Genomic DNA, 24898 nt, shown 5'->3' on the forward strand with positions numbered 1-24898 from the left:
ATTCCTGAGAGTTGTAAAAATAAAAAGTCGTAGGATTAGAATGATAAGTTCTAGTTCTATGACTTTTGCTCTATGTGTACTTAGCTTGACGCTTACAAATCAACCTACCCAAACGCTTAACTCTAAACAAAAAGCGGGGTGAATAACCAACCCGCAAAACTCAATATACAACCTAAAAAAATCTCTCCTCAAGCATCAAACATAACGCATGATATACAGGTAAATGTAGCTCTTGAATCTTAAAAGTTTCTACCTCCGGAACAATGATAATCTCATCACAAAATTCCTTCATCTTGCCGCCGTCTCTTCCTGAAAGTCCTATTGTCTTCATTCCTTTTGCCTTAGCAGTCACTAAAGCATATAAAATATTCTCGGAATTACCTGAAGTTGATATTCCAAGAAACACATCTCCTGCATTACCGAATCCGTTCACCTGCTGCGCAAATGACAGCAAAGGATTACAATCATTAAGATATGCGGTTGAAAGTCCGACATGACCTGTGACTGCTATTGCCGGTAGGGCACCTTGCAAATTATGGGCAAGTACATCCCCAAGATTCTTATCTACAGACTTCAACTTATCTTGTAGTGCAGTGTCCAACTTTCTCGGCTTTATAAAGGCCTTCATAAGTTCACCGACAATGTGCTCCGAATCGGCAGCACTTCCACCGTTACCGGCCACCAATAACTTACCGCCATTGGAGTAAGACTCCTCTAAAATCTTATATACTCCAATGATATTCTCTCTTTGTCCTACCAGACTAGGATACCTTTCCAGTAGTTCGTCTAATATATTTAAAATGCTTTCTTTCATAAAACCTCACTATATATCAAATCTAAATTCTCCTTCAGGAAGTCTTATATCAATATCTTTATAATCCCATCTATCAGTATCGACACTCCATGTCTGCGCACCTCTAAGTTCAAAATTCCAATCAAGAATCTGTCCGCCCATAGCCTCAAGACCTGCTGCCACCTTATGCCTGGCATTAAATGGGCAATAAATAAGCAAGAATCCGCCTCCTCCTGCTCCAAGTAATTTACCCCCTATAGCACCTTCCTGCTTTGCTGTATTATATAAAGTATCTATATCCGTATTTGTTATTTTATTGCTCATTCTCTTTTTACTGTTCCAGCTATAGTCAAGTAATTTACCGAAAGCATTCAAATTCCCTTTTAGCAATTCATTTTTCATTGCATATGCTAAAGCCTTTACTTCACACATGGCCTTAAATGAATCTTGCTTTTCATAGTTTCTTACTTGATCATCGATAATATTTGCAGAAACATGAACGCCTCCTGTATAACACTATTTTTTACTAATATGTTCCTCATTTAATCTTTCACTTAATTTTTTACTTTCTTCTAATACTTTATCCATATTCCAATACTCAAAATTACCAAACCTTCCATTTAAACAAATTGATAATTCTTTATAGTATTTCCTAATAACATCCATATTAGTCGTATGATTAAGGTCGTATATAACATATGCATACTTATGGCGCGTCATATTCAGTACTTCAACATCATTTGCATTCTTTGCAATATTTATATCAACAAAACCTTTTGCTATTTTTTCACGTATAGCATCATCTGTCATATTTGAAAAAACGTCACCATCTCGATACGTAATCTCAACCATAAATGTAGCTTCACCATCCCTATGATAGCTTTCCCCTAAAAAGTCCATCTTCGAAATTCTATGAAAGATTATATTTTTATCAGGTACAGTATAAGCATAATGATCCCCATACATATCATAAGGTGTTCTAACAAAAGCAATTAAGATAGAATTATACTTAAGATCATCCTTAGCTTCTATAACATACTTAGGTACATCTTCCGTAGCATCTACAAGATCATGAACCGGCATAGTAGATATCACTAACTCACCTTCTACACATTTTCCTGAATCTGTATTGATTTTATAATATGTATCACTCTTTGAGACCTTTATTACTCTACTATTTAGCAACACTTCACACTTTTCAGTATCCAACTTTGAATAAATACCTTCACATATCGCCCCAATACCTCTTGTTGACGGATACTCAAAATATAGCTGATGCAAATACCCCTCTATAGTCTCACCAGAAGCACTTCTCCTTATCTCATCCTTTGTTGGCTTCGGTATCCTTTCTACCATAGACGTATTCATACATGACGGGTCAAATTTCCAAATCTTTTCATTATATGGTCTTAAATATACGTTAGTAATCCCTTCTCCAAATGTTTTCAGAAAAAATTGCAACATATTCTGTGGTATATAATTTTCATACGGATTACTGTCAAAAGCTCTAATACAGTACTCTAAATCATCTTTAGGAAGTTTAGATAAATCGTTTTCAAACGGATATTGAATCAGCTTACCTTTATAGTATATCTCATTAGACCTTTTAATCTTGTTTGTACCAACTTCGATAAAATCCAATAATTCATTTAATATCTCTTTGTTCTTGGAAAATATTATATGTGGGCCTATATCATAGGTATATCCGTCATAAAACAAAGACTTTGCAAGTCCACCAATCCTATCTTCCGACTCTAAAACTTTAATAGAGTCAACCCAGTCAAATTTCTGCAAATAATAAGCCGTGCTTAAACCTGCTAACCCACCACCTAAAATAACTACTCTCATTTTATAATTTAGCCTTTCTTTTTCACTTCTACTTTTGCTTTTGCTGCACACCTTCTCGCATCTGCTTTAACTGCTTTGAAATTAGATAAAACCATTTTTATTACTTTCGGGATTTTCTTCAAAGGCAGTCCTCTTGATGGACCATTTTCTCTTGGTCTATGCCTAACCGGCACTTCCTTTAAAGTATAACCACGATATGATAAACGAATCATATTTTCAAAGGAAATAAGGTCTGTACAAATCCAATTGTCGTTCAAAATATCTTTCATAGCATCTGTACGTATAATCTTAAAGCCACTATCAATATCTTTAAAATTTGTTCCAAAGTAAATATTCACTAAAGTATTGAAAACCCTTGTCATTACAATACGATATAATGGGTCTTTCCTTTTTACTTTATATCCACTTACAATATCATACTTATCCAGGTATGGATACATATACCAAAAATCTTCAGGATAATGCTTGCCGCTTGAGTCGGTAAAGAATATATAATTCTTCTCAGGAAGCTTTATTGAATCCTTATATGCCTGTACATATCCCTTCCTAGCTGTTCCGCTAACTAAGCGTATATCCAACTCTTTAGACAATCTGTCTAATATTTCCTTAGTACCGTCAGTGCTTCCATCTTCGGCAACAATAAACTCAGCGTCATCCAACTTTACAAATACATTGTTATAATAGTCTCTTATTACCTTTTCAATTATCTCTGCTTCATTATAAACCAGCATAACTATTGAAATACTCTTTTTCAAAATATATACTCCTTTCATATATATGGATATATAGATTACAACTATTGTACAATATCTTTTCTAAAATACAATTGCTGTTTCTCTTGGTTATAGTCCATAACATAATTGCTATTCAAAAAATCATTGATTTCTTTACCAAAATCACTATATTCCTCCAAGAAATCAGTTCCACCAACTACGATTGCAGCAGGCATACCTTTCTTAATATCATCCAAATATTTATCTTTTATATTTGAATTCACAGAAACCAATGGATTCTGATAAAAATACTTAGATATTGATAGACGTTTCGATTCCCAATAATATGCACCAAAGTTTCCTATCACAGATATCTTTTGATCTTTATTTGTTTTTTCTCTGATACGCCTTGAAATAACTTTTACAGTATATCTATTATACGAATTATAATGTAACATATTCATTCCCGCGATCCCACGTAACAGATTTCCATTTTTATCAAAAAGGAATCCTATTATCAGAAACCCTAATATACAATTCAATATCGTTTTAACGGTACTACTACTCAACGTATTATACAATATATTGATATTAGTAATAAAAATTAATAAGCCAATAGGAAAAAGCGGTAACATTATAACTGCATAATGTTGCCATGTATATCCCGACATACTTGTAAAAAGCAAACTAAAACCATATAGACAATAATACATAGTAAGCTGTAGACTGTACTTAGCTAACTTTTTACGATTTATAATACTTAACACTGCACCTACAACAACAACTATTCCCAACAGAGTTAAACCAAAATATTTAATCGCATATAATTTATTTCCACCACCGGCAACATATCCAAAATTAAATATCCAATATGTATCAATAAAATCTTTCCATGCATTATTAATCACAAGATACATTAGGCCAGGCAAAAATGCAGCAAAAGCACCAACTAAAAATATTAACCCATACCTCAATATATTTATGTATCTATTCTTTGCCAATTGATGCATAACAATAAAATAACATCCAACAAACCAAATACCTGTACTATTTTGCCTCATCATCATAGCTACCATGAATGATACACCTAAAATAAATATTTGTAAATTATTAAGTTGACATGGCTTTTTGTCAAAATATTTGCCCAATAAGTATATACCCAAAGCAATCCATGGCATTGTAAAAGTCTCTATATAATTACCACTACTCAAATAAAATATAGTATATGTATACCCAACAACTACTCCAAATAGTGATATAGCAAAATTAGTATACTTTCTAATAGTAAAATATGAAAGTAACTGTGCTATAAAAACTGACAACCACTCCAAAATCCAAATTCCCACATAAGAATTAGTTAATCTATAACCTAAACATTCTATGAAAAAGAAGTACAAACCCTTATGGTCAAAAAAATCAACATAAGGTATCTGTCCCTTTGACATAGCCCAGCCAATATAAATAAAATTATCTGAGTCTGTCCAAGGTATTAATTGACTCCATGGACTGTCTGTATTGCTGTATACACAAAATAATGAAAACAAAAATATCCACAGCAATGCTATTATGTCCCAATTAGATACATTCTTAAAGTGTTTTTCGGTATATGTAAACAATCTCTTAAATATACAAAAAATTATTATTGATACAAAAACTATACACAGTAATTTGAGACTATACAATATACCTGTACTATATCTGGCATCACCACTTATATCAAATTTATAAAAATAATCATTTGGTGAATAACAATCTAATACTTTTTGTTGCTCATTATATTCAATCTTAACCAATCCTCTATAAACCGATGTTGAGAATGCTATTTTCCTTTCTCTACCACTTGGAATATTTAATACTATTGACCCAGTATATCCTTTATTATCTTCCCAAGTCAAATCATTCCTATCGTCATTCCATTTACCACTTTCTACATAGTCAGGTATATCATATGACTTACCATCAATCTCTAAATGATCTACTGTAATCTGACTATATTTTGATGAACTGTTTTTCTCTCCAAGAGGTGTAAGTCTAATCTGAGTAGGTTCACTAATCTTATACTGACTCCATACTTTACTCGGTACACACAAAAATGTAAACAAACATGATAATAAAATAGATATCACTATAAGCATGGCATTAAGCTTATCTGAAAGTAAATATAAAATATTTTTCTCACTCATAATCTCTAACCGTTATCCTTTCTAAATATAATCAGCTTACTGGCAACATAATTAAGTACAATTACGACTACATTAGAAAAAACTTTTATAAAGACATCATTAAATTTAAGTAAATCAACAAATATATACATAAGCAGAACATCCACCACACCTGTAGCTAACCTGCATGAAAAAAATGAAATCATCTCCTTAACAATGGCTTCAATTCCTATCTTATCACTTTCAAAAACGTACTTTCTATTTGTTATATATGCAAACAACACACCCGAAATCCAAGCTAAACAAGTACTGACAACCGTATCAAGCCTGACTATATGAGCAAATATATAATATGTAGCGATATTTACAATTGTTGTAAGTACCCCAAATACTGCATACAATATAAATGACTTATATCTAATCAACATACTTTTCATTAAAACAAATGAACCCTCCATATATCTATTTTACAATTTTGAATCCTATAGAGTTTATCACTAATATAATTATAAATCAATATCAACTAACCTTATGTCATAAAACCTCAAAAAATCTCTCTTCAAGCATCAGACATAATGCATGATATATAGGTAAATGTAATTTTTGAATCTTAAAAGTTTCATTTTCCGGAACAATAATAATATCATCACAATGTTCTTTCATTTTTCCACCATCTCTACCTGATAAACCAACCGTCTTCATGCCCTTTGCTTTGGCTGTCACCAAAGCAAATAATATATTTTCAGAATTTCCGGAAGTTGATATACCTAAAAATACATCGCCCTCATTCCCAAATCCGTTAACCTGTTGGGCAAAAGACAGCAGTGGATTGCAATTATTAAGATATGCTGTTGACAGACCCACATGTCCTGTAACTGCTATTGCCGTCAATGTTCCTACTTTCTTTCATGTATAAACTCCTATAATCCTATGAACTTATGCCATCTCTTTCATTGTATTCAAATCAAAGTATTCCGGCCTAAAATACATTACTCTGGTACCTTCATTTTCAAACTCAAACGGAACATATATCAAATTTTCCAATGCTTTAATAACATTTTCTTGATATTCAGGTTCAACATAAAACAGTAAAAAACCTCCTCCACCGGCACCAAGTAATTTACCGCCTATTGCACCTGCATCAATTGCTTTTTTATACAGCGCATCTATATCATTATTACTGATATCCGATGTGATACCTCTTTTTAATTTCCAAGTATAATCAAGCAGTCTACCGAACTCATTTAAATCACAATCTGATACAAGAAGTCTTTGCACATCATCAACCAATGCTTTCATCTCTAATAATTCTTTCTTCTTGTCCTTAGTTGCTTTTATCTGACTCTTTGCAATATCACTTGAAAATCTTGAGAAACCTGTAAAAAATAACATCAACCTGTCATTAAGATTCTTCTTTCTATCCGTAGAAAACACGATAGGTGATACAGTATAACCATCGGATTTAAAATCAATACGATTAAACCCTCCAAATGATGCTGCTATCTGGTCTTGTATCCCTCCTGCCTCATTACATAAAACTCTTTCGATATATATTGCATCATCTGCAAGTTTCCTTTTATCGGCATATTTACCCTTAAGTGCATAGCAGGCATTCAAAAGTCCTACTGCAAAGGAAGAACTGGTTCCAAGACCTGATCTCGCAGGGAGATCCGCCTCATACACTACTCTAAGTTCATGCATATCCAGATACTTCATAATATTTCTTACAGCCGGATGTTGTATCTCATCTACCGACTTGGTTCTTTCCATCACTCCATAAACAATTTCATTTGAATAATCAAAAAATCTAGGTAAATGACGAATTGTTGTATAGCAGTACTTATCAAAAGTAGTAGATATAACTGCTCCCCCATGCTCTTTAAAAAAGCCCTCATAATCTGTCCCTCCGCCAAAGAAGGACATTCTAAATGGTGTCTGTGCAATAATCATAATTTTATATGCATATATTATGCACTCCTCCTATTAAAATTAAATATATTTTTTAAAAAATGAGAAATACTCCTCTCAAATATCTCATGTACTATTACAGCCATACTAAAATTTAATATTAAATAAAATAATGTGGAATATGGCTGTTTTATATCAGGCAAAAAACAAGAGAAAAAATTACTACAAAATGACTGCATAATATAAAAACTGTAACTTATTTCTGCAAAGTAATCCAACTTCTTTGAACCCAATAATTTTGAAAATGCACCTCTATTTTCTGCCATCATTAAAATGATAATCCCAATAATAGGTATAAGTATAAACCAGTTAGCTAAACTACTCTGTCTAAATACACACATTCTAAACATCCAAATAATAAATAAACCTTCAAGTATATTGATAGCGATGTTTGGCATGTTTATAATACTATTTTTTAAAAATAAAAATAGATAATATGCAGTTAAACCTACAAGCATACCGGCCAAACCTCTAATCAACGGCACTGGAATATATATAAAAATAAAAGCATTTGTTGTCATATCAGGTGAATTATACATAATGACAACCAATATGTATAAAGTTGCCGCTACAATTGGAGCAATTATTGCTCCCACCCTTTTCAGTCTGATAAAAATATATACTATAGGAGTTACTATAAACATTGCAGATACATACCAAGCCGGACCATTTATATAGTCTAATTTAGCAATACCCGTACATTGAATCATAAATATTTCAACCAAAAATGACTTCAAGTGTGACCCGTCATTTAACCATGCTATATAATCACCGTTAAACCACGTTACAGCATAAACTACAGGAAGCAAAATAAGCCCCATTATATATGCAGGCCATAGACGCACAAATCTGTCTATGATAACTCTATACAGAGTTCTTTCTTTACTTGATAAAGTCATTGCCATGAAAAATCCTGACATTACAAAGAAAAACTCTACAAATAAATATGTAGTTGCCATCAACTGTTTTCCTTCTACAAATGGAAAACTAAGTTCAAAATGATAAAGCGCAATACCGAGAGTTGCAATAACCCTCATACCTATTAGTCCATTTCTTTTTTCGCTGTTCATAATTCTTAACCCTGCTTCTTTGCTACTATATAAAATGTTTTATTTAAATCAAAATCATCATATGGTAATTCATATACATGTGGCGGATTTATTGTTCCTCTTGCAAGATCGTACGGTGAAAACGTCTCTGTAATAATCTCAAATCCTACTTCAACGAATCTTTCTCTCCACCATTCATACGGATGTAAATTCACATGCCAGTTTACTCCAGTTTCCTCATCTATGTCATCCCAATTTGCAATACTTCCTATAAAAATACCTCCGATGTTAAGATGTTTTTTTATATTCTCAAGAAGAACTGGTAAATCTTCTTCCTTTATATGCTCCAATACTTCCCAAGCAGATATAACATCAAATTCCTTTAGCTTACCATCTTTTTTCAAATCAAACGGCTTTGTAATATCACAAGTAAACAGATTTTTAGGTATTATTCTCCATTGTGCTCTCTGTTGTTTGAATGATTCATCACTACCTTCAAGCCCAACCGCCTCATGACCGCGAAGAAGGGCGTCAAGTACAATTCCTCCACTTGAACATCCCAAGTCTAAAAATGCCAACTTTTCTCTATCTTTAAAATACATTTCACAAGCATGTATAAACCTAGGGTATCTTGTATCATCACGTACCGTACCATGAGGTACAAGATAATCATTACTCTCATAAGCAACCGGATATTCTGTATATAACTTTATATCTCCTGAAGTATTTTCAATATTTTTATCTAACAATACAAAAATATCTGAATATGAAAAATCCAAATGTCTATGGACTTTAGTAAATTCGACCTTAATATCTTCTGTATGTTTATCTACATAATTGGATATATTCCCTTCCGCCTTCCATATTCTTCCGTCAATTTGCTGTCCAAGATTACTCTCTGCTTTCCATACTCTTGCATCCAACTGTTCCCCTAAATTACTCTCTGCTTTCCATATTCTTACATCCAGCTGCTCTCCAAGCTTTGTCTCTGCTTTCCATATCCTTGTATCCAACTGCTCTCCAAGTTTTGTCTCTGCTTTCCATACCCTTGCATCCAACTGCTCACTCAGGCTATCCTTAGACTTTACTATATTACTATTAGTTTTCACTTCTTGAGCCGACAGTTTAAGTTCCATGAATTCCATCATGGTATTCATCTTTGCTTCCAAGTCATTAAGGCGTTCATATAAGCTTTCACCACTATTTGATTCTTTATCATCTCCGATATTCGCCATGATAAAGTCTTTCATTCTACCCTCAATATCCCATACTGTGTTTTTTATATCATAAGTAGATTCATGAAGATGACCGTCAAGATCCCATAATTGTCTCCTGATTCGATATTTTATACCATGTTTAAAAGGCTTATACAAAAATCTGAGTATATCCTTTATCCTCTCCTTAAAGCTTAACTTTTCTGTCTCAGTATTACTGCTGTCAGTGACCTCCGGTATTCTTTTCCCAGACATATAATAAACTTTAAAAAGTCTATCTATAGGCAATATCTCGCCCAGCTCACTATTATATTCCCATGTATCAGTAATATTTCTCCATCTCTTATTTATTACTCTAAGCAATGCGTCCGCATCATAATATTTAATTCTCTTATTTGCATCCCACATCTGCTCCAAAATATTTTGTTCTAATTCTATCTCTTTTTTATAAGATTCTGTACCTAAAGACTCAAACTCATTAATCCATCCTGAAAGAAACGGTATATGTTGAGCAGGTACTTCTACCCCAAGCGTTTCCCTTATATTTTTACCTACAAGTTCTCCTGATTCTTTTGAAAGTGCCTCCAACTTACTCTTCGTAATATTGTCTTCTCCTACCCTATACTCGCCGAGTACTTTTGGAATATTGTAGAATTTAAATACTTTACAAGCTCTGGTCCACAGTTCATAATCTTCTGCTTGTTTAGTCTTATCATAAAATAAATTATTATCAACAAAGACCTTCTTCCTCATCATAACTGAGGAATGACATACTAAACAATCATATATAAGTCCCGCAAGTATATCCTTATGTTCCTCTGGTACATTATGAATGTAATCAGTATTAACTCCAAAATGATACTGAAGACTTCCAACCAACCCATATTCTCTGTTTTTATCAAGAAACTCCACCTGTAAAGCAAAGCGATCACTTCTTGCCAAATCATCACTGTCTATTCTTGCCAGATACTCTCCTTTTGCTTCTCTCATACCCAAATTCAGTGAATCGGCAAGACCAAGTTTCTCCTTATTTTGAATGATACGAATACGATCATCATCAAACATTTTTACAACTTCAAGTCCTTCTTTACTTGAACCATATTCATTCAATACAAGTACCTCAAAATCACTAAATGTCTGATCAAACAATGACCATAGAGTTTCTGCAATATACTTTTCACTATTGTATACAGGGAGTAAAACTGAAACTTTCGGTTTGCTACTTGCAAACTTGGTCTGAACATAGAACTCATTATGATAGAATACAGAGTTTTTATATATACTCTCCGCCTTGTTCTTATCAAAATACTTACATGTATCATCCAGCCAATCATATGTTTCTTTAAAACGTCTGTGTAATGTCTTGAAAAGATATGAAGCAAACTTTTTATCCTTATTATAATTATACAAAACATAAAATATCTTTTTTAGAAGCAGATCCAAGGTTACCATTTTCTTAAGCACATCTACTCCTTCAGCTCCCTTTAGTGAGTAATGCACCAACAATAAATCTACTTCCTGTCTTGAGAAGTCAATTCCTAATTTGTGAAACTGCCTTTCCATAACATCACTATAAATTTTAAAGCCTATATTGTTATTTATGTAAGTTGCATTTGTACCATAGAGTCTATACTTAAATAAAACTTCTTTTAGATTTGCAATTTCTCCAAATTCTAAAACTCTTGTAAAAAAGTCATAATCCTCAGATGCTTTATAGTTCTTATTGTAAAAAACATTATATTTATCTATAACATCTCTTCTGAACAAAATGGTAGGATGTACACATGGAGAATAAAATAGTGCATCAGTTCTAATCTGAGCCGGATCTGTCTCCACCTTCCAATCCCACTTCTCCGATCCAAACACTTCTACTTGCACACCGCAAAGTAGAATATCATCATTATCCTCCATAAACTCAATCTGTTTTTCAATTCGCTTTGGAAGGGATATATCATCTCCATCCATACGTGCTATATATCCACCTCTTGCCTGTCTAAGACCCTCATTTAACGATTGGGCTATCCCTAATCTTTCACTATTTTGAATCAATCTGATTCTGGAATCTATAGCGGCATAGCGATTTATAATCCTCTTACCCTCTTCATTAGATCCGAACTCATTGATAACAAGTAATTCCCAATTCTGATATGTTTGATGAATTATACTAAGTATCGCTTCATCAAGATATGTTTCCGAATTGTAAATAGGCATCACAATAGACACTAAAGGCTCTCTTCTATCCATATTCCCTCCTATATCATTTATTCAAATTAAAATTTTAATGTATCCTAAGAAATCTTCTTCTTATCATCCTAAAAAACATTAAAACTTTTGCACCATTTAAGACTCCAAGTTTCAACATTATTTCTTTTAAAAAACCATTTCTGTTATTTTTATATAAAAGATTTTTACTTTTTATTATATCTGCTGCTTCTTTTCTTTCACTTTTACTCACATCAAAGATCATGACAAATGAAAGTATATACTGCAATGAAAGTTTATCTCTTATAATATCCTTCAAATATGCATCACAACTATTCACTCTTTTCACACTTATTTCAAGTATATCCATCAGGTCAACTATATGCTTTAATGTAACTTTATTGGCTAGCGAGCCTTCTCTACCAATACTGTAGTAATAATACGGTTTTCCATAGAAAGCAACCTTCTTAGCTTTCAAAATAACTTCAGTGGCAAACTCAATGTCTTCACTGTGAACTCCTTCCAAAAAAAACAATTTATTTTCAAGAAGAAAAGTTCTTCTTAAGACATACTGCCATACATTCCAGTAGTTTCTCCTCTTTTTAAGGAATACCTCAAGATATCTGTTATCATATATAAGCTCTTCACCTTCAATAGTATCAACCTGTGAGATATTATTTGAGTTTCCAACTATATAATAATCTGAGATAACCGTATCTACAGGCATCCTACTCTCCAAACTTTGCATAAGATTTGAAAACGCTGTAGCATCTATATAGTCATCACTATCAAAAAAGGCTACATAATCACCAATTGCATATCTCAGTCCGACATTTCTCGCATTTGAAAGTCCGTCTCCGTCTTGACTCACTACCCTTACCCTATTGCTATACTCTTTTTGTATATCATTTGCAATGTGCTCACTTTTATCGCCTGAAGGCTTTACTACAAGTATTATTTCATAAGAAAAGCCATGGCAATCAAGCATTGACTTGATGCAAGTTTTCAGATATTTCTCTACCTGATATACCGGCACAATAATACTTAACAGCATGGCTTTCTCCCTTCTAGAATAATTCTTTTATTTTCTTACAAATTTTTTTAATCTTTGCTTTTATACCCTTATTCTCTTTCCAGAAATAATAAAAGCGATTTATATATGGGTTAGGGTATCTTGTTCTAAAGATGGAATCTATCCCACCGACAACATCGACCATCCTATTGAACGGCTCTCCTCCTCTTGCCCATGCCCATTTCGCACGAATTGACCTAAGCAATGCATAATCATCAAAAAACTTTACTTCTCTATTTCTCTCATAAATCTTTATAAGTACATTTTTTAACGATCTATAGGCTTCTTTTTTCTTCTTTTTATCTCTTATCTCAAAATAGTCATTCTTCCAGTTATCAAAGAGTACACTTTCATCATCTGAAAGATCAAGACCTATGGTTCTTTTCAGTGTCTTTGCTACTATTCTACCGCTCTCAAGATGGAGTTTTGACTTCTTCTCTAATGTGATATTGTCTTCGCCAACACGATATCCTCCAAGTACCTCAGGAATATTTGCAATATCGCCAAAGTCAATCACCCTACTCCACAGTTCAAAATCTTCCGCTAAATAAGTATTATCATAGTATAAATTATTTTCTACAAAAACACTTTTTCTTAACATCAACGTAGAATGACAAAGATCACAGAAAAAAACAGTATTGCACTTACACTGCGCCGGTTCAGTTGCCGGTTTATGTATCCAGTCGATATCTACTCCGAAGTGATGCTGATATGAACCTACTACAGCCACATTTGGATGACAATCCAGAAAACCCACCTCTTTTTGAAACCTGTCTTTTCGTGATATATCATCTGCATCCATTCTAGCTATGTACTCACCGGTTGCCTCTCTCATGCCAAGATTCAGTGACTCTGCAAGACCTAAACGCTTAGCATTTTGAATGACTCTTATTCTTGCATCTTTCTTTTCATATTCCTTTACTATCTCTGTACATTTCTCACTTGAACCATACTCATTCAATATAAGCATATCCCAATCTGTAAAGCTTTGTGTTATGATACTGTCTATACTTTCCTTAATATACTTTTCACTGTTATATACCGGCAAAAGTACCGTAACCTTAGGCATGCTCACCTCTCATATATGCTTCATATTCATCACACATCTCTTTTGTGTCGCCATAGCCTCTCATATGACCCTTTTCAAGCCAAAGCACTTTTGTACACATCTCTCTGATTTGCTCTATAGCATGTGAAACCAATATGGTGGTAACACCGCTATCAAAGAGTTCCTTCATCCTCTGTTCAGACTTTGCTTTAAAGGAGATATCACCTACAGACAATACCTCATCTAATATAAGTATATCCGGTTTTACAAATGATGCAAGTGAAAATGCTATCTTAGACTTCATACCTGAACTGAGCTTTCGGAATGCCACATCCTCAAAATCCCTTATCTCTGCAAAGTCTATTATCTCGTCATACTTATCCTCGATAAATTTCTTTGCATATCCAAGTAGAGCTCCTCTCAGATAAACATTTTCCTTTACAGTCATCTCATCATCAAATCCGGCAGTCAACTCCAGTAGCGGGGCTACTACCCCGTTTACTTTAACAGTTCCTGCTGAAGCCGGCATAATGTTTGATAAAACCTTCAATATAGTAGACTTACCTGAACCGTTAGAACCTATAATTCCTAAAAGCTCCCCTTTTTCTACATGAAATGTGATATCATCCAATGCTTTAAATTCTTTTGTAATCACCTCTCCATGCATCTTTCTGATAAAGAACTCTTTTAATGAAAGCTCTTTTATATCTCCAAGAATATATGTTACAGAGACATGATCCACTTCTATCATATTCATAATTATACCTTCCTAAATATAATACAAGAACATATAATTATACCTTTTATACATCCACATACCTATACGAAGTATAAATAATGCATAAAATACACAGTATAAATGATATGTAAATGACGGTATCGTATTATGCAGTACTATCTCTCTGAGATAATTTATATATACAAAAACCGGATTTAAATAAATAAGCTTTGCAACTATACTTCCTTCAAATATCTTTACATCATAAAATATAGCTGTAAAGTACATCAATGCAAGTGTAAATATATCATATAGATACTGTACATCTTTAAAGAATACAAACATTGCCGACAATATCAAGCCTGTACCGACTATAAGTACAAACAGGCATACAATCGGAAATATAATAAATATAAACTTCCAGGTAATTGTAATCCTATATGCTATTACAAAGATAAAAAATATCACCAATGTAAGCAGGAAGTTGATTGATGCCGCCATTATCTTTGATATAAGAAACAAATACTTCGGTGCATTTACCTTTGTTATGATACCTGCATTTGATGTGATAGACTGCATACCGTTATCTGTGGCCTCTCTGAAGTAGTTGAACATAAGCTGTCCGGCAAACATATATATGGTATAGTGCTCCATAGTGTCTCCAAAGACTCTGTCAAACACAAAGCTCATAACGAGAAGCTGAAAGAGTGGTGCAATCATACTCCAAAGTATACCAAGGACGGATCTTTTATATCTTTTATTGAAATCTCGCTTTACCAGTTCACTGAACATGAACTGGTATTGTTTTATCTTATTTATAAATATATTCATCCTCTACCACCTATGATATCTTAACAAGCTTTTTCAAATATGGGATATTTGCAAGCGGTGCTATCATGATAACCGTACCTATAAAAGTAATAAACACAAATGTAATACATTCAAATATTGAATTTCCGATATTTAGATGTATTCCACCAATATCAATACTTTCCCCAATAGCCCACATTAAAAGTGAGTGACTAAAATAAATTCCTAAAGATAATTTTGAAAGCCTTATTATACCATTTCTGATAAGACCATTTAAATTCTTAAGTTTAATCTTAGAAAACAACAACATAACTCCGGTTGCATACATAATGTTTGAAATTTGTGTTTCGAAGAAAAAAGTATGCACTGATGTTCCATTTTTTTTCGATATTTCAAAAGATACTATAGTTGTAATGGCAAATCCTATCAAACTAAGTAAAATTGCTGTAAATACACCAATTTTGTTTCTATTTTCATAAATAGTCCTACCTAAAAAAATAATAGCAATATAGCCAAGATTAATATAAATAAATGTCGGTCTCTCTAATATAACTCCATCTATAGAAAAGTAAGATATCACTCCATCTAATACACCAGGTACAAATAACCCAAAAAAGACAAAGTATAGTCTAAGTTTTTCATTCATAGCATCATACAATAATTTCAATACAGGTAAGAATATATATATCCATATAATCAAGTATCCATACCAAAGATGACCTGACGGTCCTATCTTAAATGGAATTAACAGTATATCATAAATTATGTTTCCCTCATTCCATAAGATTTTTTTAGCTAAAATATATGAAATACTCCACACTACAAGTGCAACACCTGCATATAATGCTTTCCTAAGTGCATTTCTCGATTTCATATTATTTTTAAGCAAAAGTGCTCCTGATATCATTAAAAAGGTCGGAACCGCAAATCTTGGAATGGTGTTTAGGATTACGCCACTAAACCAAACCGAAGTACCAACAGCATGATTGTTATAAATATTGGCTGATGAATGTATCAATATAATCATAAAAGCCGAAACTATCTTCAAAAGATCCAGTCCGATAAGTCTGTCCTTATTTTCTCTTTTTTGCTCAGGAAAGAATCTTTTACAAATTAAGGATATCGCAACCAAAAATACCCAAATGATGACGGCTAACGGTACAAGATTTTTTCTTGTCAAAAATGTAGCACCACCTGTATTTAACTTCACTTCAAAGTTCATCCAGTTTTCAGACTCACTATCTGAATATCCGTCAAATCCTTGATCTCCCTGTACAGATATAATTCTTGCCTTACCCTGCCATTTATTCTGTTTCAGTACAAGTACTACATCTTCACCGTTTTGAAATTCAGCCTGTATGCTGTCTTTCATCCCGTCTATTCTGTCATAGCTTCTCCAGAGCAGTCCACCGTCTTTTTCAACCCAACCTTTTGAAAAAATATCACCCGGTTTTTTACTTTCTCCATTGACAATGATTTCTTTCAAAAAAATCTCATTGCCTTCAGCTTTTTCATTTTGATCGTTGCTTGCTACTATCTGAATAGTGCTGCTTCCTTGTCCCTTTATAAGGAAAGCTATGGCAGATACTGCCAAAAACACTAAAAGTATAGGCAACGCCTTCTTTACTGTCTTAGAAACAGATTTTGGAATTGCCAATATGACAATTCCAATAATCAATAATACTGTAAAAAAAAGATTATCCATCTTCTATTTCCTATGCTTTTAAATGATCTTTTCCTGCCAATGTCTTATAAAAAATACTCATAATAAGATGATCATATATCATATGTATATCTTCTGTTACCTGCATACTCATAACATCTGCACATAGTGAAACATCAGACATCTGCTTCAGCTTACCGCCGTCATAGCCTGTGATTCCTATTATCTTGTTACCGCAAGACTTGGCATACTCTACCGCATTCAATACATTTTTAGAGTTACCGCTTCCTGATATTGCCATAACTATATCGCCTTCTTTGATGACTCCCTCAAGTTGGAAACGGAATACTTCCTCAAAGCCTATATCATTTGAAATAGCCATCATTGTGGCTACATTATCATTAAGACAAAGAAGCTTGAACTTAGGTTCTCCCTTCTTATAAAGATACTCACTTACACCCTTGTTAAAATCATTTTGATAATGTGATGCAGTTGCGGAACTTCCGCCGTTACCGAATACAAAGATGGTTCCTCCTGCTTTTCTGGTATCATCCATCAAATTCATAGCCTTATTAATATCTTCTACATTTAACTTCTTCAATGTCTCTATTTCAAGAGCAATATAATCTTTAATACTGTTTGTATAATCCATTTTCACCTCTAATTCATCTTTAATACATTTTCTACAGTAAGTGCTACCGACTCGTCAGACTCATGCTTTGCCTTCCAACCTGCTGCATGAATCTTTGAAAGGTCATACTGGAACTTAGGTACATCACCTTTCCATCCGCCTTTTCCGCCTGTATATTCATAAGGTATTCCGGTCAGTCCCATCTTATCAACTACAATATCCGCAATTGTCTTTACGCTGCTTTGTGTGCTTACTCCCAGGTTGTAAAGTGTGATTCCTGTATCCTTCACATCTTTAAACTGCATTATTGCCTCTACAAGGTCAAGAACATAGATATAAGGTTTACACTGTGTTCCGTCACCAAGTATCCTTAAGTGACTTGGATCAGCCTTAAGTCTCTTTACAAAGTCAAATATAACACCATGTGTAAGTCTAGGCCCTATAACATTCGGGAATCTGAATATAAGAGCCTTAATATCATTCATATAGCTGTAAGCTGATATAAGTGCTTCAGATCCGAGTTTAGCCGCACCGTAATATGATATCGGACGAAGATTCGGCTCATCCTCAGATACATTTTTTCCTTCCTTTTCACCATATACAGCTGAAGTAGACGCAAAGAAGAACTTCTTAACATTATACTTTCTCATGGCCTGAAGCAACTCAAATGTTGTTGAGTATGTATTTTCATACTCTATTGAAGGGTCATTTGCACTTGCCTGTATATCGGAGTTTGCCGCCAAATGGAATACATACTCAAACTTTTCCTTTTCAAATACTTCTTCCAATTTTTCTTTATCACAAATATTCTGCTCATAGAATTTAAAATGTGGATTTCCAATCAAATGTTCAATATTCTTCTTTGTACCTATAAAGAAGTTGTCGATACATACTACATCATTACCCTCTGCAAGCAGACTGTCTATCAAATGGCTGCCTATAAATCCTGCGCCACCTGCAACTAATACCTTCATACTTTCTCCTTTAATCCCAATATTTATCTCCAATATAAACTATACTTGTCCCGTCTCTCTCAAATGAGAAATCAAGTTCTCTTAGTCCTATAGCTTTTTTCAGCTGATCTTGTTTTTCTTCCTCACAATAGAACAGAAGAAATCCGCCGCCGCCGGCTCCCAAAAGCTTTCCGCCTAAAGCACCGTTTTTCATAGCAATCTCATAGGCCTCATCTATTGCCGGATTTGCAATACCTGATGCAAGTTCTTTCTTTAACTGCCATCCTTCATCAAGTATCTTTCCAAAGGAAGAAATATCATTATTTTCCAGTGCGACCTTCATATCCTTTGCAAGTCCACACATCTTAAGGAGATTTCTTGCCTTATCCTCCGAAGTTATGTTCTTTGTTTGCTCAGCCAATATAGTATTTGCAGAACGGGTTGTCCCTGTATAGAACATAAGTAAGTTTTTCTGGAGCTCTTTGTAGGTCTTTCCCTCCATAAGTATAGGCTCATGTGAAACAGATCCGTCCTGATTAAACTTGATGAAATTCAGTCCACCAAGTGCGGCACCATACTGATCCTGCTTTCCTATAGGATTACCAAGTTTTTCTATCTCCACTTCGCATGCAAGCTTAGCTAATTTATCTTTTGATACGAACTTTCCCTTATAACAATTTAAGGTATTTAAAAGACCTACGGTAAATGTACTTGAAGAGCCAAGCCCTGTTCCTCCGGGAATATCTGCCGTTGATGAAATCTCTACACCATGAATACCCATGTCTGTCAGCACTTGTCTGAAGATTCGGTGCTTAATCTGATCCGGACTGTCCACCAATTCATTTTCAGAATACTTTAACACAGTCTGATTTTCATTAAAATACGGATGAATGGAAATATAGCAATATTTATTGATAGATGTACTAAGAACACATCCACCATACTTCTCATAGAAATTTGCCATATCACTTCCGCCCCCACAAAAGCTCACACGAAAGGGGGTCTTTGTAATAATCATATATATCTCTCCTTATATCAATCTATTTGATTTAATATATAATCGCTTGACATTATAGCATAGTTTCATTTTATGTAAAAGGATTTTTACTTAAAATCCGATATATACAGCACTTTCTAACCTTATCTTCCACTTTTCCTAAGAACTTTATATACTCCTCCCCTAAGATTCTTCGGTGAAAGTGTTATTAAAGCTGTCAATATTGTAGCAATTACAAATTCTGCCGGGTTGGTATATTTTAGCTTTTTTTGTAAAATTCTAAGTTTTATATATGTTTTGAAATACTCGAAACCGCCTCTTCTGTTCTCAAAGTTTCCAAGCCTTGCATGTACCAGTACTTTATCAATGTTTGCAATTTTATATCCGGCTGAAAGCATTCTGCACCACAGATAGTAATCCTCAAGTCCTTTTAAAGGTTTATAGCCGCCTGCATTCGTCACATCTTTTTTCCTGAAAAGTACTGTCATATGATTTAGCGGATTTCTGTATTTACCGTATTTGTACAAATCTTTATATGTAAGAGGCATTGTCTTGGTTCTGTTTATTTCACCTTCTACACTGAATTCATCTATATATCCGCCAAGTACCGATATATCTTTATATTCATTCATATACTTCAGCTGATATTCAAATCTGGTATCTGCAGCTATATCATCTCCGTCCATTCTGGCGACATAATCATACTTGCACTTTTCAAGTCCTTTTTGTAAGGCAATACCAAGCCCCATATTTTTCTCAAGCTGCACACATACAAAATCTATATTATTTTTATTGAATTTGTTTTTTTCTGCAGATATTGTATCTTCAAGTTCTTTTGTAAGTATTCCGTCTTTTACCAAAACCACCTCATCCGGCTTTAGTGTCTGATTCAAAATACTGTCCAGAGCTTTCTTTAAGAAAATCGGCGTTTCCTTAAAGTATACCGATATCAAAACCGAAAACTTTTCTCTACCTTCACACTCCCTCACATTTTTTCCTCCCCCTTATCAATCTGACCGAACACACCGCTATAAAAAGCCCCGCTATTGTTATAAAAATGTTTACACTCAGCATTGCTCTCACACCCAGATGGTCAAGTATTGCTCCACCAAAGAGTGAACCCAGCACTGTGCCTGCAGATACCATTCCCGACATAAAGGCTTGGCCTGTGGTTTGGTCTTTGTGGTCTACCACCATTCCTGTGAAATACACCGATGCCGCCGCCAATATGGCAAAGCTGCAAATTTGTGACAACTGTGTAATATAAATCATTGCTATATTTACAGATGAAAAGTACATAACCGCCTTTAATACATATCCTAAGGCGGCTATAATCATAAGGCTTCCGACCTTTATCTTTTTCATTATGTATAAAAAGGTAAACAAAACAGGTATCTCTACAACGGCTTGGATAAACATTGCCGTTCCAAGATTGGAGCTGTTACCTCCAAGTGACTGTACGATTTGTAAAAGATATGTAGCCACAATATTGTGTGAGAAGAACATAAAAAGCACTGCCAAAACCATCAAAGAAAAATACGGATACTTCTCTATAAAATGTATGACATTTGTTCTTTCTTCGTCTCTCTTTATTATCACTTTTTTCGTTGTAGGCATCATAATTACAATAAGTAAAAATAAAACTATCATAATCAATCCGCCGACAGGGATTATATTTGTTCCGTGATTTAGTGCCAAATTTCCGATAATCAGAGCAAGTATTGCATATGTTGCCGAACCGCATCCTCTTGCCAAACCGAAGTTTATACTTATCCCCTCTTTTTCATATGCAAACAATGCGCTGTTTATCAACGGTAAATATATACTTGTTATTATATACATAAGTCCGAACATTATCGCCACTGTCCAATGGTTCTTTATCAAAAGCATCATTATACATATGATAATATATGGTATGCCGAGAATGATTATAAGCCTTTTCCATGTCAACACTTCTATTCTGTCACATATATTACCGGCAATCAGCTGCAGTATAACTGCAATAAGACAAAATATTGCCGTTATTATGCCTATCAAACTGTTGTTAAAACCGTTTCCCTGTAAGTAGAATGATATAAATCCGGCGCCTACACAATAAAGCATCCAATAAAATCCCTGTAAAAATATATATTTGAGATTTATTTCTCTGTCACTCATTTGTTTTCCTTACTTATCCACTCTATTACCGCATCCAAGTCAGGCTCTATTGCATCAACTTTTTTTCTTATCTCATCTGTCGGCTCTATAGTGTCAGGTACCATTATCACTCTTGCCCCTGCCGATAATCCGCCTTTTATTCCGTTTATCGAATCTTCCAATACAAGGCATTCTTTTATATCTACACCAAGCTTTTCTGCCGCCTTTAAAAAGATATCCGGTGCAGGCTTTCCGTTTTCTATTTCATCTCCACAAGTAAAGTCGTCAAAGTACTTGTATACATCCGCCATCTTCAGATATTTTAGCGCCACCTCTCTCTTTGTGGAGCTTGTAAGACAGGTCTTTATATTGTTTTCTTTAAGGAAAATAAGCAATTTATCAAGGCCCTTTTTCTTGGTTATTCCATGCTCCTTTATATGATTTGTAATATATTCTTCTCTTGTTTCTCTGCCTTTGTCAATATCAAAGCCTTCTCCGGCATCTTCTTTCAATATCTTATATACCAAAGCTTTATTGGCACCCTTTATCTGTAATATTGCCTCATCACTTATCCTAAAGCCTTGCAGCTTTGCTGCATTTTTCCATGCATTTCCGTACAATCTCTCAGTATCAAACATAAGCCCGTCCATATCAAACAGTACCGCTCTTATCATAAAGCCACCACCTTTCTGCTTTTAATAACATAGCATTTTTTTATAATAAAATCCATATAAAAAGAGGAAGGCGATGTTCCTTCCTCTATCTTGTCTTTCTGCATAAAAATTTATTATCTTTTACAAAAACTTCTCCCACTCTCTCACTCTATTTTTCATCCCCTCAATATCAAGTACTCCACAGGCAAATCCCTTCTTTACAAGTTCATCGGGTACGAACTCGTCATACTTTTCAAACACAGGTACTTCCTTTTCATATACAAGTGAGAGCGGATCTATATCTTCACAGGCTTTCTTACATACAATTTTATAAAATTCCTTTTCACCAACACTCATACTGAACTGTATAAAATACGGTCTGACAGGGCTTAATCCCTTAAGTCCGAGTTCCTTTGCACAGTGTATTTTCAAAAATCTCTCTAAAGCCAAGAAGGCATAACTGCCAAGCCAAGGAAAAAGCGCCCACATATTTCCTCCAAGATGTATAAGCACTCTGTCTTTTAACTTTGCCATATCAAAGCAAGCTCTTGCCTGATCAAGTCTTACTTTTGCATTGTTCATCAGATACCTATATGTAGCGTTTGTACAAAGAATTTCCTTCATCTTCTCAAGCACATGAGTATGTATATCTCCCGGTACATCACCGAAATATGCAGGAATATTTCCCTTTATCAGGCTGACATAGATTGCCCTTTTCTTGTGGTCCACCTCTTCCACCACCCAAACTCTGCCTGCAATAGCTACCTTACCGCCGATTGCAGGCGGTTTTACAATAGTTCCAAGTTCCTGTGATTCACTGCGAACCGAGTATTCTACATTTTCCATAAATACGGCATAGAATTTATAACTGTTTACCACTCTCTCACCGGTTATTCCCACTATAAGACCTCCGCCTTCGGTCCTGTTTATGTGGTCCGTCTCAATCAAATGTAATAAAAGTTTCCTAAAGTCATCCTGACTTATTCTGCCGAAAGCCGAGAGAGTAAGTACCTTTGATGCAAGCTCTCCCGCACTCATCTCTCCGTTTGATGCCAGCGTGGACATGGTCTGATGATAGAGCAGGCTGAAAGGCAACCGCTCAAGTCTTGGATGTTCTACAAATCTTTCTTCTATATATAATTGCACCAGGGCAATACCCTGTATCAGATACCAAGGTATCATTTCAGGCATAATTGCTCTGGGCTCCGGATGGTCTTCTCTCATCACAAACCACATCTGTGCCGGCTCGCCTCTTCTTCCCGTCCTTCCAAGTCTTTGAAGAAATCCCGATACGGTAAAAGGAGCATCTATTTGAAATGCTCTTTCAAGTCTGCCTATATCTATACCAAGTTCAAGTGTCGCGGTTGCACATATCGAAACAAGCGACTCGTCATCCCTCATTTCATCTTCCGCACTCTCACGATAAGACGCGGACAGATTGCCGTGGTGAATAAGGAATCTGTCAGGTTCGCGGTTGACCTCACAGTATTGCAAAAGATTCTGACACACAGCCTCACATTCCTCGCGTGAGTTTGTAAATATCAGACATTTTCTCCCCTTTGTATGCTCAAATATATAAGCAAGCCCCGGGTTTGCTCCGGTAGGAGCTTTATCATCTATAGGTTCACTTATAGAATCTTCTTTATCCTCTCCCGCCTGTGGAGCAGTATTGAAAAAATGCTCCATAGACAGTCTCCACTTTTCCTTACCTCTGTCAAACTCCGGAATCAGCGTCTTTCTTTTACTTCCACAAGCCAAAAAGTCTCCTGCCGCCTTCGGGTTTCCGATAGTTGCAGAAAGCCCTACTCTTCTCGGATCACAGCCTGCCGCCCTACATAACCTTTCTATCAGACAAAAGGCCTGTAATCCTCTGTCTCCTCTTAGCAGCGAGTGAATCTCATCAATCACTATAAACCTGAGGTCATGAAATAAAGATACAATTTCCATATGCTTATTTAGCATCAAAGATTCAAGCGACTCAGGGGTGATCTGTAAGATTCCCGACGGCTTTCTTAAAAGTTTTCTCTTCCCCGTCTGCGTGGTATCTCCATGCCATCTTGTCACATTTATTTCGGCTTCCTCACATATACGGCTCAACCTCTCAAACTGGTCGTTGATAAGTGCCTTAAGCGGTGCGATATATAGTACCCCCACGCTATTTGAAGGATTTTCCTCAAGCAATGTAAGTATAGGAAAAAATGCCGCCTCGGTTTTACCTGAAGCGGTCGAAGCCGTAAGCAGCAAATTTTCATCAGTATTAAATATCAC

20 protein-coding genes and 2 pseudogenes are annotated in these 24898 nt (G+C 34.7%); all 22 read right to left on the bottom strand.

Annotation, left to right across the window (positions count from 1 at the left end; translation table 11 throughout):
- Positions 1-172 precede the first annotated feature (172 nt).
- Entirely contained in the window at positions 173-814 is a 642-nt protein-coding gene (locus ACO6FI_RS10615) for a D-sedoheptulose-7-phosphate isomerase (RefSeq protein ID WP_485457307.1), read from the bottom strand.
- Positions 815-823: 9 nt separating this feature from the next.
- Positions 824-1309: pseudogene (locus ACO6FI_RS10620) on the bottom strand (GHMP kinase); the annotation flags it as partial.
- Complete coding sequence (locus tag ACO6FI_RS10625; RefSeq protein ID WP_485457308.1) at positions 1310-2641, bottom strand: protoporphyrinogen/coproporphyrinogen oxidase; 1332 nt, start codon at positions 2639-2641, stop codon at positions 1310-1312.
- 8 nt (positions 2642-2649) lie between these two features.
- Entirely contained in the window at positions 2650-3396 is a 747-nt protein-coding gene (locus ACO6FI_RS10630) for a glycosyltransferase family 2 protein (RefSeq protein ID WP_485457309.1), read from the bottom strand.
- 41 nt (positions 3397-3437) lie between these two features.
- Positions 3438-5537 (bottom strand): hypothetical protein, encoded by a 2100-nt coding sequence (locus ACO6FI_RS10635; protein ID WP_485457310.1) that lies wholly within the window; start codon positions 5535-5537, stop codon positions 3438-3440.
- A 5-nt stretch (positions 5538-5542) separates the two neighbouring features.
- Complete coding sequence (locus ACO6FI_RS10640) at positions 5543-5953, bottom strand: GtrA family protein (protein ID WP_485457311.1); 411 nt, start codon at positions 5951-5953, stop codon at positions 5543-5545.
- A gap of 97 nt (positions 5954-6050) precedes the next feature.
- A pseudogene (locus ACO6FI_RS10645) lies at positions 6051-6413 on the bottom strand (D-sedoheptulose-7-phosphate isomerase); the annotation flags it as partial.
- 39 nt (positions 6414-6452) lie between these two features.
- Positions 6453-7466, bottom strand: a complete 1014-nt coding sequence (locus ACO6FI_RS10650) for a GHMP family kinase ATP-binding protein (protein ID WP_485457312.1) — start codon at positions 7464-7466, stop codon at positions 6453-6455.
- A gap of 17 nt (positions 7467-7483) precedes the next feature.
- The gene (locus ACO6FI_RS10655) at positions 7484-8554 is read right to left on the bottom strand and encodes an acyltransferase family protein (RefSeq protein WP_485457313.1); all 1071 of its coding nucleotides are present in this window, start codon (positions 8552-8554) and stop codon (positions 7484-7486) included.
- Positions 8555-8559: 5 nt separating this feature from the next.
- Positions 8560-11991, bottom strand: coding sequence for a glycosyltransferase (locus ACO6FI_RS10660; protein ID WP_485457314.1), 3432 nt, complete (start codon positions 11989-11991; stop codon positions 8560-8562).
- Between the two features lie 34 nt (positions 11992-12025).
- Positions 12026-13003, bottom strand: coding sequence for a glycosyltransferase (locus ACO6FI_RS10665; RefSeq protein ID WP_485457315.1), 978 nt, complete (start codon positions 13001-13003; stop codon positions 12026-12028).
- 13 nt (positions 13004-13016) lie between these two features.
- Entirely contained in the window at positions 13017-14090 is a 1074-nt protein-coding gene (locus ACO6FI_RS10670; RefSeq protein ID WP_485457316.1) for a glycosyltransferase family 2 protein, read from the bottom strand.
- Complete coding sequence (locus ACO6FI_RS10675; protein ID WP_485457317.1) at positions 14083-14826, bottom strand: ABC transporter ATP-binding protein; 744 nt, start codon at positions 14824-14826, stop codon at positions 14083-14085. Before ACO6FI_RS10675 ends, ACO6FI_RS10670 begins: the two co-directional genes overlap by 8 nt.
- A 12-nt stretch (positions 14827-14838) precedes the next feature.
- Positions 14839-15618, bottom strand: coding sequence for an ABC transporter permease (locus ACO6FI_RS10680; protein WP_485457318.1), 780 nt, complete (start codon positions 15616-15618; stop codon positions 14839-14841).
- Positions 15619-15628: 10 nt separating this feature from the next.
- Positions 15629-17302, bottom strand: coding sequence for an acyltransferase (locus ACO6FI_RS10685; protein ID WP_485457319.1), 1674 nt, complete (start codon positions 17300-17302; stop codon positions 15629-15631).
- Positions 17303-17312: 10 nt separating this feature from the next.
- Entirely contained in the window at positions 17313-17912 is a 600-nt protein-coding gene (locus ACO6FI_RS10690) for a D-sedoheptulose-7-phosphate isomerase (RefSeq protein ID WP_298052161.1), read from the bottom strand.
- Positions 17913-17920: 8 nt separating this feature from the next.
- Positions 17921-18865, bottom strand: coding sequence for an NAD-dependent epimerase/dehydratase family protein (locus tag ACO6FI_RS10695; protein WP_485457320.1), 945 nt, complete (start codon positions 18863-18865; stop codon positions 17921-17923).
- A gap of 10 nt (positions 18866-18875) precedes the next feature.
- Positions 18876-19862, bottom strand: a complete 987-nt coding sequence (locus ACO6FI_RS10700) for a GHMP family kinase ATP-binding protein (RefSeq protein WP_485457321.1) — start codon at positions 19860-19862, stop codon at positions 18876-18878.
- A 122-nt stretch (positions 19863-19984) separates the two neighbouring features.
- Positions 19985-20830, bottom strand: a complete 846-nt coding sequence (locus ACO6FI_RS10705; RefSeq protein ID WP_485457322.1) for a glycosyltransferase — start codon at positions 20828-20830, stop codon at positions 19985-19987.
- A complete protein-coding gene (locus ACO6FI_RS10710) occupies positions 20817-21998 on the bottom strand; it encodes an MFS transporter (RefSeq protein ID WP_485457323.1) in 1182 nt (393 codons plus the stop codon). The genes ACO6FI_RS10705 and ACO6FI_RS10710 overlap by 14 nt, the downstream gene beginning before the upstream one ends.
- Positions 21995-22651, bottom strand: coding sequence for an HAD family hydrolase (locus tag ACO6FI_RS10715; protein WP_485457324.1), 657 nt, complete (start codon positions 22649-22651; stop codon positions 21995-21997). Before ACO6FI_RS10715 ends, ACO6FI_RS10710 begins: the two co-directional genes overlap by 4 nt.
- A gap of 120 nt (positions 22652-22771) precedes the next feature.
- On the bottom strand, positions 22772-24898 hold a 2127-nt coding region (locus ACO6FI_RS10720), incomplete at its 5' end, for a DEAD/DEAH box helicase (protein ID WP_485457325.1).

This window comes from Lachnoanaerobaculum sp. (genome assembly GCF_057250505.1).

What these genes read in the sequence shown, in the direction of transcription:
- ACO6FI_RS10615 (WP_485457307.1), bottom strand. Translation starts at nt 814, where the DNA reads ATGAAAGAAAGCATTTTAAATATATTAGACGAACTACTGGAAAGGTAT.
- ACO6FI_RS10625 (WP_485457308.1), bottom strand. Translation starts at nt 2,641, where the DNA reads ATGAGAGTAGTTATTTTAGGTGGTGGGTTAGCAGGTTTAAGCACGGCT.
- ACO6FI_RS10635 (WP_485457310.1), bottom strand. Translation starts at nt 5,537, where the DNA reads ATGAGTGAGAAAAATATTTTATATTTACTTTCAGATAAGCTTAATGCC.
- ACO6FI_RS10640 (WP_485457311.1), bottom strand. Translation starts at nt 5,953, where the DNA reads ATGAAAAGTATGTTGATTAGATATAAGTCATTTATATTGTATGCAGTA.
- ACO6FI_RS10650 (WP_485457312.1), bottom strand. Translation starts at nt 7,466, where the DNA reads ATGATTATTGCACAGACACCATTTAGAATGTCCTTCTTTGGCGGAGGG.
- ACO6FI_RS10655 (WP_485457313.1), bottom strand. Translation starts at nt 8,554, where the DNA reads ATGAACAGCGAAAAAAGAAATGGACTAATAGGTATGAGGGTTATTGCA.
- ACO6FI_RS10660 (WP_485457314.1), bottom strand. Translation starts at nt 11,991, where the DNA reads ATGGATAGAAGAGAGCCTTTAGTGTCTATTGTGATGCCTATTTACAAT.
- ACO6FI_RS10665 (WP_485457315.1), bottom strand. Translation starts at nt 13,003, where the DNA reads ATGCTGTTAAGTATTATTGTGCCGGTATATCAGGTAGAGAAATATCTG.
- ACO6FI_RS10670 (WP_485457316.1), bottom strand. Translation starts at nt 14,090, where the DNA reads ATGCCTAAGGTTACGGTACTTTTGCCGGTATATAACAGTGAAAAGTAT.
- ACO6FI_RS10675 (WP_485457317.1), bottom strand. Translation starts at nt 14,826, where the DNA reads ATGAATATGATAGAAGTGGATCATGTCTCTGTAACATATATTCTTGGA.
- ACO6FI_RS10680 (WP_485457318.1), bottom strand. Translation starts at nt 15,618, where the DNA reads ATGAATATATTTATAAATAAGATAAAACAATACCAGTTCATGTTCAGT.
- ACO6FI_RS10685 (WP_485457319.1), bottom strand. Translation starts at nt 17,302, where the DNA reads ATGGATAATCTTTTTTTTACAGTATTATTGATTATTGGAATTGTCATA.
- ACO6FI_RS10690 (WP_298052161.1), bottom strand. Translation starts at nt 17,912, where the DNA reads ATGGATTATACAAACAGTATTAAAGATTATATTGCTCTTGAAATAGAG.
- ACO6FI_RS10695 (WP_485457320.1), bottom strand. Translation starts at nt 18,865, where the DNA reads ATGAAGGTATTAGTTGCAGGTGGCGCAGGATTTATAGGCAGCCATTTG.
- ACO6FI_RS10700 (WP_485457321.1), bottom strand. Translation starts at nt 19,862, where the DNA reads ATGATTATTACAAAGACCCCCTTTCGTGTGAGCTTTTGTGGGGGCGGA.
- ACO6FI_RS10710 (WP_485457323.1), bottom strand. Translation starts at nt 21,998, where the DNA reads ATGAGTGACAGAGAAATAAATCTCAAATATATATTTTTACAGGGATTT.
- ACO6FI_RS10715 (WP_485457324.1), bottom strand. Translation starts at nt 22,651, where the DNA reads ATGATAAGAGCGGTACTGTTTGATATGGACGGGCTTATGTTTGATACT.